The organism is Achromobacter sp. Marseille-Q0513 (genome assembly GCF_018195695.1).
GTDB lineage: Bacteria > Pseudomonadota > Gammaproteobacteria > Burkholderiales > Burkholderiaceae_B > Achromobacter.
The window spans coordinates 1-19,310 of sequence record NZ_JAGTJY010000114.1; the positions used below are offsets into that span (position 1 = coordinate 1).

The window sequence follows — 19,310 nt, forward strand, 5'->3', positions numbered from 1 at the left end:
GGCATGGGGTGCTCCTTCGTAGTGGTTGGAGCATTCAGAATAGTTCATTCAAATGAATTAATCAAATCGCTGGTTCAAATGAATGAAAAGAGGGGGCGGCGCTTGCGGCCGGCGCCAGGCGGCGGGCGCGAGCGCAGGGCGGCGGCACCGGGTGCACATCCGGCATGGGGTGGATCGAATCCCGGAGAGGGCGGGACGAGTGCGACAGGATGCAACGCCGCAAGCCAGGATCGAATGACCCAAGGCATAGGCCTAAGTCCAAAAAATAGGAAAAATCCTGGGCCAGATGATCGGAATCTCATGTTCTCGACCGACATTTCCGCCCAATTTAATGAGACTAGTCTTATTAAACCTAAGCTTGATTCGGTCTTCGTCTGATGTAAGCAAAGTCGGATAGTTCCTACACTTGTTCACAGTTAATCCGACAGAGGCTTGGTGCATGGCGTTGGAAATACAGGGCCCCGCATCGGGCCTTTTTTTCGGGCTCGGGCCGTCAACAGATACTCCCGGCGGCGCGGATGAACCGCGCGTCGATCATGCCTTCTTGCGATTTCGGCGCGCTCTGACGGAATGCTTCGAGCCGCATGGCGCCAGTTACGAGCCCGCCGCCATGCAGGTTCCTGCCGATGGCAACGGCGCGCGCGAGCAGGCATCGCGCCACGCCCGTGATCCCGCCGCGACGGCATTCCGCCACGCGCCGGAATGCCGGATAATCCGGCGAGCCGCGCTCGCGGGCGGATGCTGCGCGATGAAGGCGAGGCCCGTCGCGGACGCGCATCTTCCGGACGGCGACGCCTCGATGCGGAAGGCAAGATGTTTCGAAGCGCACTGGATGGCCGCGCATGACGCGCGGCCAGGTATAGAGGGAAACGCCTGCTCGTTGGCGTTGGGGGGATCAATGAACGAATTCGGAGTAAGCGTCATCATCGCGGACGACCATCCCGTCACCGGGCATGGCATCGCGCAGACCCTGGCGGCGGTGCCGACCATCCAGGTCGGCGCGGTGGTCTCCAACACCACCGAGCTGATCATGAAGCTGGACGCCGGCAGCTACGACGTGGTGGTGCTGGACTACGTGATGCCGGGACAGCAGTACGGCGACGGCCTGACGCTGCTTGCCTATCTGGCCCGCCGCTACCCGCAGCTGCGCATCGTGACCATGACCATGCTGGATTCGCCTCCCGTGTTCCGCGCCATGCAAAAGATCGGCGTGCAGTGCGTGGTCAGCAAGTCGGACGCGATGTCGCATCTGGTGGCCGCGGTGCATGCCGCCGTGACCCAGGGGCAGTACTTGTCTCCGACCGTCGTGGAACTGCTGCGCAGGCCCGGCTCCGGCGCCGCGTCGAACCTGTCCAAACGCGAGTCCGAGATCGTCCGCCTGTTCCGCGAGGGCTATAAGGTGACCGAAATCGCCGAAAAACTCCACCGCAGCAAGAAGACCATCAGCGCGCAGAAGCTGGCCGCCATGCGCAAGCTGGGCATCACCCGCGATGCCGACCTGATCCGCTATCGCGAGACGGTCGAGGGGTTGGACGTGGAAGGCCTGGCAGATATCCGGACCGACGGCTGAGGCCGCGACCGGGCGCGCCGACGCATGGAGACAGGCATGGACGCCGACGAGGACAGCAGCGCCAGCTCCCGCGACAGGAGCGCGCGCGCCAACGTTTTTCCCAAGGCCGTCCTGGTGGCGATGCGCAAGGCCACCGACGCGTCCTGCGGTGTGATCAGCCGCGCCCTGATCACGCATGATCCGGAAGCCATATGGCGCGAACTGCACGCGCTGTGCGGCGGGCTGCTGTCGCTGGGCAGCGTCGAACTGGCCCAGTTGTGCAAGGGCCTGCAGCACGTGTTGCGCGAGGAAGGCATCGAGGTGTTCGCCGGGCTCTGGCCGGCCCTGCGCGCCGAACTCATGGAAACGCTGGATGCCCTGCCGGCCGACCTGGGCGACGACGTGTCGTCCTGAGCGCCGCCGCCCCGGCGGCCTGCACGAGAGCGCCGGGTGTTCCATAATCGCCGCTGTCAGGATATCCGCCAACCCGCAAGCGAGCCCGCCCGATGCGACCCGATCTGAACCTGTTGTATGCGCTGGAGGCGCTGCTGGACGAAGGCAGCGTGGTGGCTGCCGCCCGGCGCATGCATCTGAGCGCGCCCGCCATGAGCCGGACGCTGGCGCGGATACGCGAAACCACTGGCGACCCCATTTTCGTGCAGTCGGGCCGCCAGCTGGTGCCCACGCCGCGCGCGCTTGAGCTGCACCAGCAGATCAAGGGCACGCTCCAGGGCGCCGCCGGCCTGCTGGCACCCGGGGAACAGGTGGACCTGAAACTGCTGGACGCGCGCTTCAACGTGCGCGCCAACGATATCTTCATCGGCATCCATGCGGGCCGCCTGCTGGACGCGATGCAGCAGGCCATGCCGCGCGCCACGCTGTGCTTCGCGCCGGAAGAGGACGACCTGGACGACGACGCGCTGCGCAGCGGCCGCGTGGACCTGTTCATCAGCGCCTCCCGCCCGCTGGGGCACGAGATCCGCGTGCAGCCGCTGTTTTCCGTCAGGGTGGTGGGCGTGGCCTGCGAGGACCATCCCCTGTTCAAGGACGAGATCACGCCGCGCCGCGTGGCGCGCTGGGGCCATATCGGCGTCTCGCGCCGGGGCAAGACGCAGGGGCCGATCGACGACGCGCTGGCCCGCCTGGGCCTGGACCGGCACGTGGCGCTGGTCGTGCCCACCGCCAGCAGCGCGCTGCTGGCGCTGCAAGGCTCCGACCTGATCCTGCCGCTGCCGGAACCGCTGGCGCGGCAGGCCTTGCGCATGGGCATGAAGATCCGCGCCTTCGAGCTGCCGCTGGCGCTGGACGGCGTGCTGATCACCCAGGCCTGGCATCCGCGCCACCAGATGGCGCCGGCGCATCAATGGCTGCGCCGCGCGATACGCGAGCTGACCGCCGCCGACCGGGGCGAGGCCGGGCCCGATCCCGCGCGCTGACGCGGGCCGGGCATCCGCCCGGCCTGCGTGGCGCCGCGCCGCCACGGCTGGAATGTCGCGGCGCATGCATGCGCCGCGCGCATTGCTGGCGTGCGAAATCTCGACTTCTCCGCGCCCGGGCGCCTCCGTAGACTTTTTCCATCGCAGCAACAGAGGAGCGACGGAACATGTCCACGGCACAGGATACGCGGCCGCAACCCCCGGCCTGGCCGGGCGCCGTCTCGCGCGCCTGGACGCTGCTGCAGCGGCTGGACATCGCCACGCCGCGCGCCGCCTATGTCGCGCGCTCGCTGCTGGCGGCGGCGCTGGCGCTGGGCGTGGCCTACCTGCTGGAGCTGGAGTCGCCATACTCGGCGGCCTCGACCGTGCTGCTGGTGATCAATCCCAACCAGGGCGCGGTGATCGGCAAGGGCATGTGGCGCTTCATCGGCACGCTGATCGGCATGCTGGCCGCCTTCGCGCTGATGGCGGCGGCCGGACAGATGCCGCTGCTGTTCATCCTGGGCTTCGGCGCCTGGCTGGGCCTGTGCGTGGCGGGCATGACGGTACTGCGCCATTTCCGCGCCTCCGGCGTGGTGGTGGCCGGCTATACCATCGGCCTGGCCACTTACGGCGCGATGGGCCACCCCGAGCGCACCTTCGAGCATGTGATGGCGCGCGGCTCCACCGTGGCCGTGGGCGTGGCCTGCCTGACGCTGGTCGCCGCGCTGCTGAGCCGGCGCGGCGTGCGCGCCCGGCTGGAGGCGGCGTATGCCGGCCTGGCCGCGCGGGTGGCGCGCGCCATTCCGGCGCCTGACGGCGAGCGCGTTCGCCAGGGGCTGGTGGGCGAGATCTACGGCGTGGACGACCTGCTGGCCCTGGGCAAGGCCGAATCCGATGAGCTGGCGCGGCGCGCCGCCGCCGTGCGCAACGGCATGGCGGCCTTGTTCGGCGCGCTGGTCGGAGCGGGCGAGACCCTGCCGCCCGGCGCCGCCGCCCAGGCCCTGGCGACGCTGCGGGAACCGCTGGCGCGGGCCTGGAACGAGGCCGCCCGGGCGTTGGATGGAGGCGCGGCGGGGGCGTTCGCCGCGCGGCGCATCCTGGAGGACGCGCGCGGCGCTTGCGCGGCGGCGGCGACGGCGATCCCGCTGCCGGACGCCCAGGCGGAAGCCGACTTGCTGATCGGCGCCGACCGGCTGCTCGAGCAGATCGACGCCTACCTGGATGCGTTGGCGGGACTGCAGGCCTTGGCGCGAGCGTCGGCCGGCGCAAGCGGCGGCGTCGTGCCGGTCCGCTTTCACCGCGACTATGGCGGGGCGTTGCGCAATGGCCTGCGTTCCATGCTGGCCATCGTGCTGGCCGGCCTGTTCTGGCTGGGCACGGGCTGGCCCCACGGTGACATGATGCTGCTGGTGCTGGCGCCCTATTGCGCGCTGCTGGCGACCGCGCCCGACCCGGTCGCCGGCGCGCGCGCCTTTGTCCGCGGCACCTTGTGGGCGGTGCCGGCGGCCGCCTTCTGCGCCTTTGGCGTGCTGCCGCTGATCGACGGATTTCCCTTGCTGGTCCTGGTCCTGGCCGCGTTCTGGCTGCCGGGCGTCTACGCCACCGGCGCGCCGGCCACGGCGCTGGCGGGGCTGGCCTATCTGGTGGCCTTCAATACGCTGACGGCGGCCAGCAATCCCATGCACTACGGCCTGCCTGCGTTCCTGAACTACGCGGCGGCCTGGGTGCTGGCGACGATCTTCGCGCTGCTGGCGTTCCGCCTGATCCTGCCGCGCGATCCGGCGCGCGAACTCGCCCGGTTGCGGGCCACGGTGCGCGACGAGGCGCTGGCGCTGCTGCGCGGCGGCCACGCGCGGCCCGAGGCCTGGCAGCAACGCCAGCAGCACCGGGTGGCCCAGCTGGGCGCGCTGCTCAAGAGCCGGCCGGCCCTCCTGTCCGAGGCGCTGGCGCAGAGCCTTGCCGCGATGCATCTGGGCCGCGAGGTGCTGCGCATCCGGCGCGCGCTGCGCCGCCGCGAACTGCCCGACGGCGCGCAGCACGCGGCCATGCAGGGCCTGGAACGGCTGGCCCGGCAGCCGGGTCCGCCCTCGCGCGCGGCGGTCCACGCGAAACGCACGGCGCGGCTGCTGGCGCGCCATGCCGACGCGGCGTCGCCGCAGCGCGCGCAGGTGCAGAAGGTCATGGCCGCGTTCGCCGACATCCATGCACTGGCGCGCGCGCATGCCGTGTACTTCGACGCGGAAACACCACGGGAGCCCCAGGCATGTTGAGCGAGTTCGCCGTGGCCGGCATCTACGTGCCGCCCTTGTTCGTCTACGCCGTCGCCGCCGCGCCGGCCTGCTGGCTGGTGCGCGCGCTGCTGGCGCGCAGCGGCCTGTCCCGCCGCGTGTGGCATCCGGCGCTGTTCGAGATCGCCGTGTCGGCGGCGCTGGCGTCGGCGCTGCTTCTCTATGTCTGATCCAAAGATGATTGCCATGCCCCTGATGTTGAAGAAATTCCTCCGGATCCTGCTGACCCTGGCCGTCGTCGCCGCGGCGGGCCTGCTGGTCGCCGCGCTCTGGAACGCCTATGTGCTGGCGCCCTGGACCCGGGACGGACGCGTCAGCGCGCATTCGGTGCGCATCGCGCCGGAAGTGTCCGGCACGGTGGCCGAGGTCGCGGTGGACGACAACCAGCGCGTGCGCCGTGGCGACGTGCTGTATCGCATCGATCCCCGGCGCTTCGAACTGGCGGTGGAGCAGGCGCGTGCGCATCTGGCCGCCGCCGAGGAAACGCTGCGCCAGCGCGCCGAGGAGGCGCGGCGCCGGGCAGGGCTCGACGACATCGTGCCCCAGGAGGACATCCGGCGCGCGGGGCGCACCGTGGCCATCGCCCAGGCCGAGTTGCGCGGCGCGCGGGCGGCGCTGGCGTCCGCCGAGCTGGACCTGGAGCGCAGCGTGCTGCGCGCGCCGGTCGACGGTTACATCACCCATTTGCGCCTGCGCCGGGGCGACTATGCCGTGGCCGGCAAGCCGGACCTGACGATCCTGGACGGCGGCAGCTTCTGGATCACCGGCTATTTCGAGGAAACCAAGCTGCGCCGGATCCAGCTCGGCGCGCCGGCGCGGATCCGGCTGATGGGCTTCGAGTCCCCGCTGACTGGCCGCGTGGCGTCCATAGGCCGGGGCATCGCCGACGAAAACGACGGCGTGGGCGATCACGGCCTGCCGGCGGTCAATCCGAGTTTCAGCTGGGTGCGGCTGGCGCAACGGATTCCCGTGCGCATCGAGATCGAGCAGGTGCCCGAGGGCGTGCTGCTGGCCGCCGGCATGACGTGCAGCGTGGATGTGGGCGAGCCGGGGCAGCCGCGCGTGGCGCGCGGCCTGCTGGCGGACTGGCTGCGCGCGCTGATGTAGGAGACGGGCGATGACGCAACCGAACTTCCCTCATGCGTTCGCGCGCCGGCTCGTCGCCGCCGCTTTGTGCCTGGCGCTGGCGGCCTGCGCGGCGGTGGGGCCGGACTACGCACCGCCTGCGGCAGATCATCCCGATGCCTGGAGCACGCCGCTGCCGGGCGCCGGCAGCGCCTCGGATCCGGTCCATTGGTGGCGCGCGTTCCAGGATCCCTTGCTGGACCAGCTGGTGGCGCAGGCGCTGGCGCGCAACCAGGACCTGGCGATCGCGCGCCAGCGCCTGTTGCAGGCGCGCGCCGAGCGCGACCAGGCCGCCAGCCGCCTGGGGCCCGAGGCGGGCGCGGGCGCCGAGGCGGCTGCTTCGCGCTCGTCCACGGCCCTGCGCTATCCGCCGGGCCTGGGCGAAACCCGGACCTATCGATTGGCATTGGACGCCAGTTGGGAGATCGACGTGTTTGGCGGCCGCCGCCGCGCGCTGGAGGCCGCCGATGCGCAGGCGCAGGCCGAGGAAGAGGAGGGCCGGGCGCTGCGCGTCAGCCTGCTGGCCGAACTGGCCTCCAGCTACGTGGCGCTGCGCTCGGCCCAGGAGCGGCAGCGGATCGCGCTCGACACGGTGGCCTCGCTGGACACCGCGCGGCGGCTGGCGCAGACGCGTTACGAGCGCGGCCTGGGCACGGCCGTGGAGGCGGCCCAGGCGCGCGCGGAGCTGGAACTGGGGCAGGCCCGCCTGCCGGCGCTGCGCGAGGAGCAGGCCCGGCTGGCGCATGCGATCGGCGTGTTGACGGGCGGTTTTCCCGGCGAACTGAAGGACGCGCTGGCGCAAGGCCCGGCGCGCATGCCCGAGCCGCCGCCCCTGCCGTCCGGCCTGCCTTCCGAGATGTTGCGCAGCCGGCCCGATATACGGGCCGCGGAGCGCCGGCTGGCCGCCGCTACGGCGCGGGTCGGCGTGGCCGCCGCTGAACGCTTTCCGCGCTTCGTCATTCCGCTGGGCCTGGGCAGCGCGGCCAGCCTGGTCGGCGATCTGTTCTCGCGCGCCAGCGTGGCCTGGTCGGTCGGCGCCGGCGCCAGTCAGTCGCTGTACGACGGCGGGCGGGCCGAGGCGGGACAGCGCGCGGCGCAGGCCGGCGCCCAGGCGCAGCGCCTGGCCTATGAACACAGCGTGCGGCGGGCCTTCCAGGACGTGGAGGACGCGCTGGCCGGCTTGAACGCCGAGCGCGAGCGCCAGGCCCATCTGTCGGCTGCCGTGCGCGACAGCCTGGCCGCCCAGGACCGCGCGACGCGGCTGTACCGCAGCGGGCTGATCGGCTATCTGCCGGTGCTGGCCGCGCAGCAGGCCACCTATCGCGCGCGCGATGAACTGGCCTTGAACGCGCTGGCTCGCAGCCGGCACGCGATCGGCCTGTACAAGGCGCTGGGCGCGGGCTGGGAGGCGCAAGCCGCGCCTGTGTCCGGCGCCGATGGCAGCTGATGGCAAACAAGTCCTCGCGGCGCGGGTCCGACCCGCGCCGCGCTTTCACTGGAGATCCCGATGAAGCTCAACCCCGATGATTTCAAGATCCACGACGTCAGCCGTTTTCCGCTGTGCGTGTTCGACCAGGAGGCCGCGCGGGCCGGCTATGCGCCGCAATGGGAAGCGGAGATGCTCGCGCTGCTGCGCCATGGCCAGCCCTTTTCGGTGGCCTATGTGGAGCTGCGCGCCGACGAATCCACCGAGGACCGCCGTCATCGCGCGGTCTGGCTCAAGCAGAACAAGGAGCGGCTGGCGCGCTATTGCAAGGCGCTGATCAGCGTGGAGCCCGATGCCGGCCGGCGCGAGCAGGCCGCGCAGCACGGCGAGGTGGCGGTCAAGGCCTTCGGCATTCCCCACGAGGCCGTGGCCACGCTGGACGAGGCGGTGGCGCTGACGCGCCGGTTGACGTATCCGTCGTTGCCGCGCCGGGAAAGCCTGGAGGGGTGGGAGAACATCAGCTGAGCGGGCCGCCGCGCCGGCCTGCCGCCAGGACGCCGGACGCCAAGGCGTCCGGCGCGGCCTTCGGAGAGACGATCACTCTTCCTGCGTTTGCAGCGCCGGCGCGTCCTTCTTGCGGCTGTTGCGCATGAAGGACACCAGCTGCCAGAGCACGATCAGGCCGATCACGCCGAACAGCGTGCCGCTGATCGGGCGCGTGACGAAGGTGCTGAAGTCGCCGCGGCTGAGCAGCATGGCGCGGCGGAAGTTCTCTTCCAGCATCGGTCCCAGGATGAAGCCCAGCATCAGCGGCGCCGGTTCCATGCCCAGGCGCATGAACAGGTAGCCGATGGCGCCGAAGACGGCCGTGATGTAGATATCGTCCAGGCTGTTGTTGATGCTGAAGGTGCCGATGCAGCAGAAGAACAGGATGGACGGGAACAGCACCGTGTACGGGATCTTGAACACCGACAGCCAGTAGCGCACCAGCGGCACGTTCAGGATCAGCAGGAAGCAGTTGCCGATCCACATGCTGGCGACCAGGCCCCAGAACAGGTCCGGGTGGGTGCCGATCATGTTGGGGCCGGGCTGGATGCCCTTGACGATGAAGGCCGCCAGCATCAGCGCCATCACGGCGTTCTCGGGAATGCCGATGGCCATGAGCGGGATGAAGCTGGTGCGCGCGGCGGCCTCGTCGGCCGCGGCCTGGCCGGCCACGCCCTCGATCGCGCCGCTGCCGATCTCTTCGCGGTGCTTGCTGAAGCGCTTGTCGGCGGCATAGGCGGCGAACTGCGCGATGGTCGGGCCGCCGCCGGGCAGGATGCCCAGCACCGAGCCGATGACGCTGCCGCGCAGCGCGCTGGGAATGATGCGCTTGAATTCCGGCCAGGTGGGCAGCAGCTTGATCTTGCCGTTGAAGGGCGTGAGCGTGTTGCGCGCGTCCAGGTTCTTGACGATCTCGGCGATGCCGAAGCAGCCCAGCGCGATGCTGATCAGGCCCACGCCGTCCTGCAGGAAGGCCATGTCCATGGTGTAGCGCGCCAGGCCGCTGTTGACGTCGGTGCCGATCGAACCCAGCAGGATGCCGATCAGCGCCATGGCCAGGCCGTTGAGCAGGCTTCCCGCGCTGACGAAGCTGACGCAGAAGAAGCCCAGCAGCATCAGCGCGCAGTAGTCGGCCGGACCGAACAGCAGGCCGACTTCGCCCAGCGCCGGCGCCATGGTCGACAGCACCACGATGGCCACGGTGCCGCCGATGAAGCTGGACAGGCCGGCCGTGAACAGCGCCAGCCCGGTCTTGCCCTTCAGGTTCATCTGGTAGCCGTCGATACACGCCACGATGCTGCTGGCGTGCGGGATCTTCATGGTGATGGCGCTGACGCTGTCGCCATACTGCGCGCCGTAATAGATGCCCGCCAGCATGATGAGCGCGCCGCCGGTGGGTATGGTGTAGGTGATGGGCAGCAGCAGGCTGATGGTGGACAGCGGTCCCAGGCCGGGCAGCAGGCCGATCAGCGTGCCGACCGTGCAGCCGAGCGCGCAGTACATCAGGTTTTCCAGCGTCAGCGCGTGCTCGAAGCCGAACGCGAGGTTGTTCAGAATTTCCATCATAGTATCGGCAGCCCCAGGCCCAGGAGATGTTTGAAGGCGAAGGCGACCGCGATCAGGCCGACCGAAATCTTGACGTTGCGCACCACCGAGTACGAGGTGCCGGCCAGCGTCGAGCAGAACACCAGGAAGACGATGCCCAGCAGCATGTTCAGGAAGTGCGAGATCAGCACGAAGCCGCACAGGCTGGCCAGGATGATGGCGATGTTCTTGACGCTGTAGCTCAGCGGCACCGGCTCGACGTAGCGCGAGCGGATGACGGTGATCAGGCCGATCAGCGCGAGGCAGCCGCTGACCAGCAGCGGGAACATGCCGGCGCCGGAACGGCTGAGCGTGCCCAGGGGGTAGGTGGTCGCCACGCCGCCGAAGATCAGCGCGAAGACGATCAGGAACAGGCCCCTGACGAAATTGCGATTGTTCATGTTCATGACGGACGGTCCCCTGTCCGTGCCGCCGGCGACGGGCGGCGTCTTGCGCGTAGCTTCATGTCCTCTTTCCTTCCGACTATCCCTGGTTGGTTTTCTTGCCGCCGCAACGCGCATGGGGCCGGTCTAGTGCGGCTTGCTCATGCACGCAATGTCTGTGCTGCGCGGCGGCTCGCGCGTGTCCGGCAAGCATGCGGTCGCGCATGCGCGCTGGATTGCGCTGAGCGCGATACTAGGGGGCGGCGCTTTCAGTCGGCTGTCGAGAACGTGGCGAAATACGCGGCTACGCGTATACACCTAGAGCATCAAAGCAACAGACTGCTGAACGCCAGCCGACGCGCGGCTGAACCGTTGATGTCTGAGGGTTGAATGCAAGCTTTCTGGATGCTGAATAGTTGCTGTCTGGATGCTGAATTGATGCGCGGAAAATCTGTAATAGCGCGATCCACGTTCGTGATTTGATCCGTTGCGCGAGCCGATGAAGAAAATCGCCGGCGCGCGCCGCGGCAGTGATGCGCGCGGCGGCGAGCGCATCGGACAGAACGCGCGCGCCGCGTTTCAATTTGCTGTCCGGCGCGTTCAGGCGGGCCAGGGGAGCGACTGTTGCCAGCGCGCGGCGATGGCGTCGATCAAGTGGCGCACCTTGGGCGGCAGATGGCGCCGGTGCGGATAGATGGCGCAGACCGGCGCGCCTGGCGGCGCGATGTTTTCCAACACCGGCACCAGCCGGCCGGCGCGCAGGTCTTCGCCGACCAGGAACGCGCCCAGCTGCGCGATGCCCGCGCCGGCCAGCGCGGCGTCGCGCAAGGCCTCGGTATTGCCCAGCCGCAGGCGTCCCGCCACATGCAGCTGGCGCTCCTCGCCGCCGGCCGAGTAGCGCCACGGCACGACGGCGCCGGCATGGACGAAGGCCAGGGCCTGGTGGCGCGGCAGTTCATCCAGCATCGCCGGCATGCCGTGACGCGCCAGGTAGGCCGGAGACGCGCAGGTGATCAGGCGGTGCGGCGCCAGCACGCGCCGCACCAGCCGGCTGTCGCCGTCGCCGCCGATGCGGATGGCCAGGTCGATGCCGTCCCGCACCAGGTCGGAATAGTCGTCGGAGAAGCTCAGCTCGGCCTCGACTTCGGGCCAGCGGTCCAGGTATTCGCGCACCAGGGGCAGGACGTGCAGCCGGCCCAGCGACACCGGCACGTCGATGCGCAGGCGGCCGCGCGGCGCCTGTTTGCGGCGCGCCATCGCGCCGGCCGCGTTGTCCACTTCCGACAGGATGCGCGTGGCATGTTCATAGAACAGCCGGCCCTCGTCGCTCAGGCTGACGCTGCGGGTGCTCCGGTGCAACAAGCGCACGCCCAGTCCCGCCTCCAGCCGGGCGACGCACTTGCCCACGGCCGAGCGCGTCAGGCCCAGGCGTTCGGCGGCCAGCGTGAAATTGCAGGCGTCGGCCACGCGCACGAAGGCCCGCAGATCGCCGATGTGGTCGATGCCGGCCAGGGTCTTATTGTCCACGGATTGTCCCCAGTGTTTGGCAATCCAGATACTTTATCAGCGCAATGGAATCAGTAGACTGGAACAGCACATCAGGGGCCGACAGGTTCCGCTTTCCCGCGCCGGGCATGGCGCGGCATCCGGCAACGCGCCGCCGTTTTTTTCCATCGATTCGACATGAATTCCGCCACGACCGCCGCCGCCATTCCCTCCATTCCCGCTACTCCCGAACGCGCCAACTGGCCCGCCGTGGCGGCCGCCGGCCTGAGCACATTCTGCGTGGTCACGTCCGAGATGCTGCCGGTGGGCCTGCTGGCGCCCATCGCCGGCGAACTGGGCATGTCCACGGGCATGGGCGGCCTGCTGCTGTTCGTGCCTTCGCTGCTGGCCGCGCTGTGCGCGCCGCTGGCGGTGCTGTGGGCGGGCGGAGCGGACCGCCGCCGCGTGCTGTGCGTCCTGCTGGCGGCGCTGGCGCTGGCCAACGCGGCCAGCGCGCTGGCGCCGAACCTGCCCGCCTTGCTGGCGGCGCGCGCGCTGGTGGGCTTCTGCATTGGCGGCATCTGGTCCACCGCCGGCGGGCTGGCGGGCCGCCTGGCGCCGCCGGCCGCCGTGGCATTGGCCACGTCCGTGATCTTCGGCGGCGTGGCGGTGGCCTCGGTGCTGGGCGTGCCGCTGGGCGCGGCCATCGGCGCGCTGGCCGGCTGGCGCGCGGCCTTCGGCGCGATGAGCGGTCTGTGCCTGCTGGCCCTGGCGCTGAATGCGCGGCTGCTGCCGGCCCTGCCGACGGCCCGCTCGTTGCGCGCTCCGGCCTTGATGGCCGCGTTGCATAACCCCGGATTGCGCCGTGGCGTCGTCATCACGCTGTCACTGGTGGCCGCCCACTTCATGGCCTATACCTTCGTGCGGCCGCTGCTGGAGACGCGCGCCGGTTTCGCCGAGGACTGGATCGGGCCGCTGCTGTTCGCCTATGGCGTCGCGGGCGTGGCGGGCAACTTCGTCGCCGGCCTGGGCGCGGCGCGACGGGTGCGGCCGGTGCTGCTGGCCATCGTCGCCGCGCTGGCCCTGGTGCTGACGCTGCACGCCTGGCTGGGCGACAGGCCGTTGGCGGCGGGCGTCCTGCTGCTGGCCTGGGGCCTGGCCTACGGCGGCGTGTCGGTGTCGCTGCAACTGTGGATGCTGCGCGCGGCGCCGGATGCGGTGGAGCCGGCGACGGCCTGGTTCGTGTCGGCCTTCAACCTGGGCATCGCCGCCGGTTCGCTGCTGGGCGTGCCCACGGTGGACGCGCTGGGCCTGCAGGCCAATCTGCTGCTGGCGGCGAGTTGCCTGCTTCCTGCCATCGCGGCGCTGCTGTGGCCACGTGGCGGCCGGCATGCCCAGGGGCGCGGCGCTTAGGCGATCCGCCGTTTCCTATAATCCGGCCATGGCGCGCGGAAGGTCCGCGCGCAGGCACAGGAATCGCTACATGTCTGTCATCGCAAGCCAGGATGTTCACGTGGATACCGCAAAGGGCCGCCTCTACGCGCGGCGCTGGGATCCGGCCGGCGCGGCCGGCGCGCCCATCGTGCTGTTCCATGACTCGCTGGGTTGCGTGGCGCTGTGGCGCGATTTTCCCGAACAGCTGGCCAGCGAAACCGGCCGCGCGGTCATTGCCTATGACCGGCTGGGCTTCGGCTTGTCGGACCCCAATCCGGCCACGCTGGTCCGGGGCTTCATCGAAGAGGAAGCGGACGGCGATTTCGCCCGCCTGCGCGATGCGTTGGGCATCGGCCCCTTCGTCGCGTTCGGCCATAGCGTGGGCGGCGGCATGGCCGTCAACGTCGCCGCGCGCCATGCTTCGGACTGCCGCGCGCTGATCACCGAATCGGCGCAGGCCTTCGCCGAGGATCGCACGGTGGCGGGTGTGGCCGACGCCAAGCGCGGCTTCGCCGAACCCGGCCAGCTCGACCGGCTGAAGAAATACCACGGCGAAAAAGCCGCCTGGGTGCTGAGCGCCTGGGTCGATAACTGGCTTTCGCCCGAATTCACCGAATGGACCCTGGACGAGGCATTGCGCCAGGTGCGCTGCCCGGTGCTGGCGCTGCATGGGGAAGCGGACGAGTACGGCTCGCCCGCGCACCCCGAGCGCATCGCCGCGCTGACGGGCGGCCGTCACCTGCTGCTGGAGAATTGCGGCCACGTGCCGCACCGCGAGCAGGGCCGCGTGGTGCTGGACGTGGTGGGGCAGTGGCTCAGGGCGCGTGACTGAGCGCACCGGGTCTTGCCGGAGACGGGCGCGGCGCGTGGGCTTGAACCGAGGCCCTAGCGCGTTTCGCCTATGCCGAACTGCTGCCGCGTCCGCCGCGCGTGGACCCAATCGGGCACGCTGCGCAGCGCCAGGTCGCGCAGGCGGCTCGATGTGGGACCGCCGACCTGGGCGAAGCGCCCCAGCCTGACCGAATCGCGTCCCAGCATGGCGGTGCGGCGCGCCCGCGCGGACTGATAGCGGGTCAGCAAGGACTGATCCTCCAGCCCTTGCGCCAGCATGATGCCCAGCACATGCGCGTCCTCGATGGCCTGGCAGGCGCCTTGTCCCAGGTTGGGCAGATAGGGGTGGATAGCGTCGCCCAGCAGCAGTGCGCGGTCCTGGCCCCAGGGACCGCGGCGGGCCGACCGGTGAAAGAAGGACAGGTATTGCAGGCTGCGGGCGCGCGTCGACATGGCCAGCTGGCGCGCATAGTCCGGCCAGTCCACCAGCCGGGGCAGCAGGCTGCCCGAGGTGCAATGGACGACGCCATCGACCGGCTGCGCGCGGTTCTCGATGAAGTACCAGTAATACAGGCCGCCGCCCGAGTCGATCACGCCCAGGCGTTCGCCGGCGCCATAGACCTCGACGGCGCTTTCCCGCGCCAGGCGCGGATGGTCGATGGCGCTCAGGCCCAGCCAGGCGCCATAGCCCGCGTAGCGTGGCGGGCCGTCGTCGAACAGCAGGCGTCTCACGGTGGAGCGCAGGCCGTCGGCGCCGATCAGCAGGTCGGCCCGCGCCTCGGCGCCGTCGCGAAAGCGCAATGCCACGCCGCCGGCGTCCTGGCTCAGCGATTCCAGCCGACGGCTCAAGGTCACGTGTTCCGCGCCCAGCGCGTCGAGCAGCACCCGTTGCACGTCGGCGCGCGTGACGCAGATGCCGGGTTCGCCGGCCTCGTCGTAGAAGCGCTGCATGGGCACGCAGGCCAGCATCTCGCCGCGCAGCGAGCGCGCCTCGGTGGACAGAATCCGCGCGCCCGCGCGCAGCAGCGGTTCGGCCACGCCCAGCGCGCGCAGGCAGCGCATGGCGTTGGGCCAGAGGGTGAGGCTGGCACCCAGCGGCTCCAGTCGGGAGGCCTGGTCGTAGACCGAGACGCTCAGGCCGGCCTGGCGGATGGCGAGCGCGGCGGCCAGGCCGCCGATGCCGGCGCCGACGATGGCGACGTGCTTGATGGGCATGTGAACTCCGATATGCATGTCTTGCGGTTGCAAGGTTCTGGCGGGAACGCCGGCGCCGCAGTACAGTGCCGTGGCGTAGCCGCGCATGCCGAGGATTCTGTTCCTGGCCCGGGTCCGGGTATAGAACGGAAACGACGCGCGCGGCGGCGTCCGGCACGCGCCGTCTGGGCGCTTGCGTCCGGCAGATGCATCGCCCTTTTCCTCACTTGCTCCGACACGCGCCATGTCCCGCTCATCCTCATCCCGCCTGCTGTTGCCGCGCATCGCGCCAGCCTCTGGCGTGTTTGCCGCGGTGGAGCGCGACACGCGCGCGCTGGCGCTGTCCGACGCCGAGCGTTTCAACTACTACCCGGCGACGCCGCTGGCGGTGGTGTCCTGGATCTTCGAGGGCGCGCTGCACCGGGTCGAGGAGGCCGGGACGGCGACGGGCGAGCCGACGCTGTCCGCGCCCTTGCCGCGCCTGACGCTGGCGGGACCACAGCGCCGGCCCCGCGCGAGCTGGTCGCCCGGGCAGGTGCACGCCTTGTCGGCGGCGTTTCGTCCGGAAGACCTGGCGCGGCTGACCGGCGTGAGCGGCACGGAACTGATGGACTGCATCGTGCCCGTGGCCGATGTTGCGTCGAGCGCCTTCCTGGACGCCTGCCTGTCTGTCTTCGAGGCGTCCGACGCCAGGCCGTTCGCGCGCGTGGAAAACGCGCTGGCGCCGCTATGGCGCGATGCGCGGCCGGCCGCGCCCGCGCCCTTCCTGGGCGACTGGCTGCGTGGCCTGGCCGGCAGGGCCGTGCTGTCAGGCGCTGGCCAGGGCCTGCGGCAGGCCCAGCGGCGCATCAAGGCCTGGACCGGCCAGAGCCACCGCGACCTGCAACTGTATTCGCGGGTCGAGGATGCGATGGCGCGCATGTCCGCGCATCGCCGGGACGGCGCGATCGACTGGGCCGGGCTGGCTGGCGGCGCGGGTTTCGCCGACCAGTCGCACCTGGGCCGCGAAGTGCGCCGCGTGACGGGCCTGTCGCCCGCGCGCCTGGAGGCGCGCATCGCGCAGGACGAGGCCTTCTGGTTCTATCGCCTGCTGGGCGAGCACGTCATGCGGCCCTGACGGCCTGGGGCCCCAGGCCCGTTCCGGCCGGCGGGAAGAAGCCGGTTTCCGCCGTTGTCCGCAACTGTTCCGCCAAGGCCGTCACGGTCGCCGTGGCGCCGGCGATCTGCTCGCCGATGGCGTTGGATTCCCAGGACACACCGCGCAAGGGATGGCCCACGGCATACAGCCCTGGCCGCTGGCCGTGGCGTTGCGCGACTTCGCCGGTGGCCGGATCGGCCGCGATGCCGAAGCCGGTCGCGTGTGGCACCGCCAGGCCCTTGCCCAGCAGATTGCGCAGTAGCGCATCGTCGATGCGGGTCCAGTCGAACTCGAAGCCGCGCGTGTTGAACACACGGTCCACCAGCAGGGTCTGCGGACGCGATTCGCCGCGCGCGCGCCAGCTGACCGCGACGCGGCCGTCGGCGGCGGATGACAGGCGCAGCACGCGGCCTGCGTGATGGCGGAAGCGGCCGGCGCGGCGCGTGTCCTGCAGCCAGGCGTTGGACTCCGGGGCGGCGCGGTGCAGTCCCAGTTCCCAGTACGGGCGCAGAGGGCGGATGAAGCGCAGCCGCTCGTCGGCGCTGGCCGCCGTCCACAAGGCGGGCAGGTGTGGCCGCACCGCGCCGGCCAGCCGCTGCCAGTCCTCGCCGGCGCTGGCGATGTCGCGGCGCGCGGCCTGCACGGTGCGCAGCAGGTCGCGCAGGGTCGCGGGCAGGGCCTGCGGGTCCAGGAAGGGCGGCCAGGGCTGCACGTCGCGCCGGGGCGCCACCAGCAGCCCGCGCCGCGAGACGCTGTGGAACTCGCCGCGAAAGCCGTGGCTGTCGGCATGGATCATGGCGTCCAGCGCCGACAGGTTGCTGCCGATGACGAGCACGTCGCGGTCGCGCGCCAGCGCCTTGGGCGGCGGCTCGGACCACAGGTCGTCGATCACCGCGCCGCGCCGGACCAGTTCGGGATCCAGCTCCAGGCCCGTTTCATGGAGCGTGCGCGGAAACAGGCCCGTGGCCAGCACCACGTAGTCGGCGCGCAGTTGCCGTCCGTCCTCCAGTCGCACGGCCCAGCGCGCCGCGCCGTCGCCGTCCAGGTCCCGCGCGCGTCCGGCCAGGTGCTTGAACGCGATTGGATGCGGCGCCTGCGCCAGCGCGTTCTCCAGTTCCGCCTGCACGTAGTCGCCATAGAGATGGCGCGGCGCGAAGCTGTCGGCGTAGGCCACGCCGGCGGGCGGACGCCAGCCGTCGCGCTCGGCCTGGTTGCGCAGCCAGTAGGCCAGATGCTCGGGCTGGTCCGGATAGAGCGTGAAGTTCTTCGCCGGCCCGTTCATCAGGTGCGCCGGGTTGCGCGTGCTGTAGGCGATGCCGCGGCCCAGTTCGGGGCGGCTTTCCACGATGGTGATGGCCAGCGGCCGGGGCGCGGCGCGGGCCAGCTTGAGCGCGGTGACGGCGCCGGCGAAGCCGCCGCCGATGATGGCGATATGGGGAGTGGAATCGCTGGGCATGGGACGGATGCGTTCTGGTTGAGTGATGTGGGCCGGCATGTGGTCCGCGTCAGGCGGCGATGGCGGGACGTTGCGCGCGGGCGCTGGCCGGCACGTGCGCCGGCCGGGCCAGGCCCAGGTGCTCGCGCAATGTGCTGCCCGCGTATTCGCGCCGGAACAGGCCGCGCCGGCGCAGTTCCGGCAGCACCAGTTCGATGAAATCGTCCAGGCCGCCGGGCAGCCAGGGCGACATGATGTTGAAGCCGTCCGCGCCTTCTTCCTCGAACCATTGCTGCAACTGGTCGGCGATGCGCGCGGGCGTGCCCACCACTTGCTGGTGGCCGCGCGCGCCGGCGATCTTCAGGTACAGCTGGCGGATGGTCAGGCCGTCGCGGCGGGCCAGGTCGGCCAGCAGCAGCTGGCGGCTGCGGCCGCCGTTGGTCTCGGGCAGCTCGGGCAGCGGCCCGTCCACCGGATGGCCCGACAGGTCCACGCCGATCATGTTCGACAGCAGTTGCACGCCGACCACCGGGTGGATCAGGTCCTGCAGGCGGGCGAACTTCTCGTCGGCCCCCGCCTGGCTGTGGCCGACCACGGGGAAGATGCCGGGCATGACCTTGATGGACTCGGGGTCGCGGCCGTAGCCGGCGGCGCGGCGTTTGATGTCGCGATAGAAGGACTGGGCCTCGTCGAAGGTCTGGTGGGCCACGAAGATGACCTCGGCGCTGCGCGCGGCCAGGTCGCGGCCGGCGGGCGAGGCGCCGGCCTGCACCACCACCGGACGGCCTTGCGGCGAGCGCGCCACGTTGAGCGGGCCGCGCACCTTGAAATGCTCGCCGCGATGATGCAGCGGATGCAGCTTGGCGGGGTCGAAGTACTGGCCGCTGTCGGCGTCGCGCAGGAAGGCGTCGTCCTCCCAGCTGTCCCACAGCCCCAGCACCACGTCGTGGAACTCGGCCGCGCGCGCATAGCGCTGCGCGTGCTCCACGTGTTCGTCCAGGTTGAAGTTCTGCGCCTCGCCCTGGCCGCTGGAGGTGACCAGGTTCCAGCCCGAGCGGCCGCCGCTGATCTGGTCCAGCGAGGCGAACTTGCGCGCCACGTGGTAGGGCTCGTTGTAGGTGGTGGAGACGGTGGCGATCAGGCCGATCTTCTCGGTGACGGCGGCCAGCGCCGACAGGAGCGTGAGCGGTTCGAAGTGGTCGCTGCGCGCGGTGCGCGACAGGGAGGGCAGGTCGGTGTTGCGCACGCCGACTGCGTCGGCCAGGAAGATGGCGTCGAACTTGGCGGCCTCGGCGCGCCGGGCCAGGTCCACGTAGTGGCGGAAGTTCACGGCCGCGTCGGCTTGCGCGTCGGGATGGCGCCAGGCGGCGATGTGGTGGCCGGTCTGCATCAGGAAGGCGCCGAGCTTGATCTGGCGCGGGGGGCGGGTCATGGCGTGGAGTTCCTAGTCGGATGAGGGGGGGAATCGTGGGGC

General features: G+C 70.6%; 20 protein-coding genes. 12 read left to right on the forward strand and 8 right to left on the reverse strand.

Going from position 1 to position 19,310, the window contains the following annotated elements; translation table 11 throughout:
- Positions 1-378, forward strand: a 378-nt coding sequence (locus tag KDH83_RS20395; RefSeq protein ID WP_212319242.1) for a hypothetical protein, incomplete at its 5' end; no start/stop codon positions are given.
- 115 nt (positions 379-493) lie between these two features.
- Here KDH83_RS20395 and KDH83_RS20400 read toward each other — a convergent pair.
- On the reverse strand, positions 494-778 hold the full coding sequence (locus KDH83_RS20400) for a hypothetical protein (protein ID WP_212319244.1): 285 nt from the start codon (positions 776-778) through the stop codon (positions 494-496).
- Between the two features lie 120 nt (positions 779-898).
- On the opposite strand from KDH83_RS20400, the gene KDH83_RS20405 reads away from it, so the two are divergent.
- The 8 genes from KDH83_RS20405 (at position 899) to KDH83_RS20440 (ending at position 8,331) form a co-directional block, all read left to right on the forward strand.
- The gene (locus KDH83_RS20405; RefSeq protein WP_212319246.1) at positions 899-1,570 is read left to right on the forward strand and encodes a response regulator; all 672 of its coding nucleotides are present in this window, start codon (positions 899-901) and stop codon (positions 1,568-1,570) included.
- 36 nt (positions 1,571-1,606) lie between these two features.
- Positions 1,607-1,963, forward strand: coding sequence for an Hpt domain-containing protein (locus tag KDH83_RS20410; RefSeq protein WP_212319248.1), 357 nt, complete (start codon positions 1,607-1,609; stop codon positions 1,961-1,963).
- A 92-nt stretch (positions 1,964-2,055) separates the two neighbouring features.
- Entirely contained in the window at positions 2,056-2,985 is a 930-nt protein-coding gene (locus KDH83_RS20415; RefSeq protein ID WP_212319250.1) for a LysR family transcriptional regulator, read from the forward strand.
- Positions 2,986-3,152: 167 nt separating this feature from the next.
- Complete coding sequence (locus KDH83_RS20420) at positions 3,153-5,237, forward strand: FUSC family protein (protein ID WP_212319252.1); 2,085 nt, start codon at positions 3,153-3,155, stop codon at positions 5,235-5,237.
- Positions 5,231-5,425 carry a DUF1656 domain-containing protein gene (locus KDH83_RS20425; protein WP_212319254.1) on the forward strand — a complete coding sequence of 65 codons (195 nt, stop codon included), beginning with the start codon at positions 5,231-5,233 and terminating at the stop codon, positions 5,423-5,425. The genes KDH83_RS20420 and KDH83_RS20425 overlap by 7 nt, the downstream gene beginning before the upstream one ends.
- Positions 5,426-5,450: 25 nt before the next feature.
- Positions 5,451-6,362 carry an HlyD family secretion protein gene (locus tag KDH83_RS20430; protein ID WP_212319278.1) on the forward strand — a complete coding sequence of 304 codons (912 nt, stop codon included), beginning with the start codon at positions 5,451-5,453 and terminating at the stop codon, positions 6,360-6,362.
- A 10-nt stretch (positions 6,363-6,372) separates the two neighbouring features.
- The gene (locus KDH83_RS20435; protein WP_212319256.1) at positions 6,373-7,827 is read left to right on the forward strand and encodes an efflux transporter outer membrane subunit; all 1,455 of its coding nucleotides are present in this window, start codon (positions 6,373-6,375) and stop codon (positions 7,825-7,827) included.
- 60 nt (positions 7,828-7,887) lie between these two features.
- Positions 7,888-8,331, forward strand: a complete 444-nt coding sequence (locus KDH83_RS20440; RefSeq protein ID WP_212319258.1) for a hypothetical protein — start codon at positions 7,888-7,890, stop codon at positions 8,329-8,331.
- Positions 8,332-8,403: 72 nt separating this feature from the next.
- Here the strand turns inward: KDH83_RS20440 and KDH83_RS20445 are convergent, their stop codons facing one another.
- The 4 genes from KDH83_RS20445 to KDH83_RS20460 form a co-directional block, all read right to left on the reverse strand.
- Positions 8,404-9,915: a tripartite tricarboxylate transporter permease gene (locus KDH83_RS20445; protein ID WP_212319260.1), complete on the reverse strand. Its 1,512-nt coding sequence runs from the start codon at positions 9,913-9,915 to the stop codon at positions 8,404-8,406.
- On the reverse strand, positions 9,915-10,337 hold the full coding sequence (locus tag KDH83_RS20450) for a tripartite tricarboxylate transporter TctB family protein (RefSeq protein ID WP_103276652.1): 423 nt from the start codon (positions 10,335-10,337) through the stop codon (positions 9,915-9,917). The genes KDH83_RS20445 and KDH83_RS20450 overlap by 1 nt, the downstream gene beginning before the upstream one ends.
- A gap of 286 nt (positions 10,338-10,623) precedes the next feature.
- Positions 10,624-10,902: a hypothetical protein gene (locus tag KDH83_RS20455; RefSeq protein ID WP_212319262.1), complete on the reverse strand. Its 279-nt coding sequence runs from the start codon at positions 10,900-10,902 to the stop codon at positions 10,624-10,626.
- Positions 10,903-10,919: 17 nt separating this feature from the next.
- The gene (locus tag KDH83_RS20460; RefSeq protein WP_212319264.1) at positions 10,920-11,846 is read right to left on the reverse strand and encodes a LysR family transcriptional regulator; all 927 of its coding nucleotides are present in this window, start codon (positions 11,844-11,846) and stop codon (positions 10,920-10,922) included.
- Positions 11,847-12,002: 156 nt separating this feature from the next.
- Here KDH83_RS20460 and KDH83_RS20465 point away from each other — a divergent pair, with 156 nt between their 5' ends.
- Together KDH83_RS20465 and KDH83_RS20470 are read left to right on the forward strand one after the other, a co-directional pair.
- Complete coding sequence (locus tag KDH83_RS20465; protein WP_212319266.1) at positions 12,003-13,217, forward strand: MFS transporter; 1,215 nt, start codon at positions 12,003-12,005, stop codon at positions 13,215-13,217.
- Positions 13,218-13,287: 70 nt separating this feature from the next.
- Positions 13,288-14,070, forward strand: coding sequence for an alpha/beta fold hydrolase (locus KDH83_RS20470; RefSeq protein ID WP_212319268.1), 783 nt, complete (start codon positions 13,288-13,290; stop codon positions 14,068-14,070).
- 53 nt (positions 14,071-14,123) lie between these two features.
- Here KDH83_RS20470 and KDH83_RS20475 read toward each other — a convergent pair whose 3' ends face one another.
- A complete protein-coding gene (locus tag KDH83_RS20475; protein ID WP_212319270.1) occupies positions 14,124-15,284 on the reverse strand; it encodes an FAD-dependent monooxygenase in 1,161 nt (386 codons plus the stop codon).
- Positions 15,285-15,507: 223 nt separating this feature from the next.
- Between KDH83_RS20475 and KDH83_RS20480 the strand changes: the two genes are divergently transcribed.
- Positions 15,508-16,380: a helix-turn-helix domain-containing protein gene (locus KDH83_RS20480; RefSeq protein ID WP_212319272.1), complete on the forward strand. Its 873-nt coding sequence runs from the start codon at positions 15,508-15,510 to the stop codon at positions 16,378-16,380.
- Here KDH83_RS20480 and KDH83_RS20485 read toward each other — a convergent pair.
- Together KDH83_RS20485 and KDH83_RS20490 are read right to left on the reverse strand one after the other, a co-directional pair.
- Entirely contained in the window at positions 16,367-17,857 is a 1,491-nt protein-coding gene (locus KDH83_RS20485) for an FAD/NAD(P)-binding protein (protein ID WP_212319274.1), read from the reverse strand. The genes KDH83_RS20480 and KDH83_RS20485 overlap by 14 nt on opposite strands.
- Before the next feature lie 49 nt (positions 17,858-17,906).
- Positions 17,907-19,268, reverse strand: a complete 1,362-nt coding sequence (locus KDH83_RS20490; RefSeq protein ID WP_212319276.1) for an LLM class flavin-dependent oxidoreductase — start codon at positions 19,266-19,268, stop codon at positions 17,907-17,909.
- Between the last annotated feature and the right edge of the window lie 42 nt (positions 19,269-19,310).